The sequence below is a fragment of the Pseudomonas sp. P5_A2_2 genome, from assembly GCF_054177685.1.
This window is the reverse complement of record NZ_JBGCUL010001027.1, coordinates 1-1,529: the sequence shown is the minus strand read 5'-3', so window position 1 is coordinate 1,529 and position 1,529 is coordinate 1. Positions and strand designations below refer to the sequence as shown.

The window sequence follows — 1,529 nt, the reverse complement described above, 5'->3', positions numbered from 1 at the left end:
CTGCATATTCACGGCCTGCTGAACCACGCCCAGCACACCATGAGCCTGCACGAAGACGCACTGAGTGCCTTGAAAGACTGCCTGACCCTGATTGCCTGGCAGCTCGAACTCATCGACCAGACCACCGGGCAACTCAGCCTCGACGACAGCGAGCAGGTCACTCTTATTGAGGCCTTTGCCTTTCAGGTCGGGCAAAGCCGGTTTCAACCACCGGCCAATTCCAGGCCGTTCACCCTCGTTTCCTATTCGCAACGACAGGCCTGAACTTGCCGAACCATGTTGTATGGCATGCTTTGGTTATCAATACCGCGCTGTAACTTGAGTGCGCACATGTCGCAATTGATTTTTTCATAGCTATAAACGACCTCTTTCAACAAACACATCAACCAACTTGTTCCTTTATGGAACCATCGCCCAACGACCGGACTCCTGACTTTTCGGACATATATACGGACGCGACCAACGGTATCTTAAGTGCTACTATGCCGCCTGTTAGTTGACGCCAATTAGTGGCAGTGTGGTTGCAGCCGGACAGTTTGGGGCTGATTTCTCCAAAAAAGTACACCCCGTTGAAGTCGACGCTCCAGATTAAAAAACAGGGGCCTGTCAGCCAGCTTGACCGGTCTGCCCGCAGCGAACATCCATTGGCTCCATCCGCTATGCAMGCCAGCCTCAAGTCAATCGCCACGTGGCCACCTTCCCGAGAGAACGCACGCACATTCACGCTGTTGTTATGCGCCTGCTCGACGCTCGGCAGTCTGTTGGTCTATGGCTTGTCCATCCCGTTGCCCCTGTCATTGCTGGTGCTCAACGTTGCGGCGCTGACCAGTGTGGCCGTGCAGTACTGCCTCTCGCGCAAATCCATCAAATTCCAGCCCCAGGAACTGGCCGACCGACTGTTGCAGGTTCAGGAAAACGAGCGTCACCGGCTGAGCCGGGAACTGCATGACGACATCGGTCAATTGCTGACCGCTGCAAAACTGCAAAGTGACTGGCTCAAACGCCGGATGCCCGAAGAACTCCAGGAGCAATGCTCGGTCCTCTGCGACACGCTGGAAGAAACCCTGACCAAAGTTCGTGACGTATCCGCCATTCTCAATCCCCGGCAGTTGACCAGCCTCGGGCTGGAAGCCAGTCTGCGCGCGCACCTGCTCAAGACCCTGACCAACACCCCGGTGCACTGGAGCCTGGAATGCCAGCAGCGCCTGACCGGCATACCGGAGGAAATGGCTGTGGCAGCTTTCCGTATTACCCAGGAAGCGGTCACCAACATCCTGCGACATGCCCAGGCCAAGAACCTGCTGGTATGCCTGCAGCGTCTGCCACAAGGCCTGAAGCTGCAGATCAGCGATGACGGACAGGGCTTCGCGCCTGCAACCGACCCCGGTCGTGAAGGGCAACGCGGTATGGCCGGGATGTCGGAACGGATCGATCAACTGGGCGGCACGCTGACCGTTACCAGCGAGCCGGGCAAAGGCACTCAAATCGAAGCTCTTTTTCCCTGGGCGCCCCGTGCGCTCGAACGGGCC

1 protein-coding gene and 1 pseudogene are annotated in these 1,529 nt (G+C 57.4%); both read left to right on the top strand.

From position 1 onward, the window contains the following. Nucleotides 1–264, top strand: a pseudogene (locus tag ACXRVY_RS28465) (hypothetical protein); the annotation flags it as partial. A gap of 395 nt (nucleotides 265–659) precedes the next feature. Then, on the top strand, nucleotides 660–1,529 hold an 870-nt coding region (locus ACXRVY_RS28460), incomplete at its 3' end, for a sensor histidine kinase (RefSeq protein WP_458238885.1).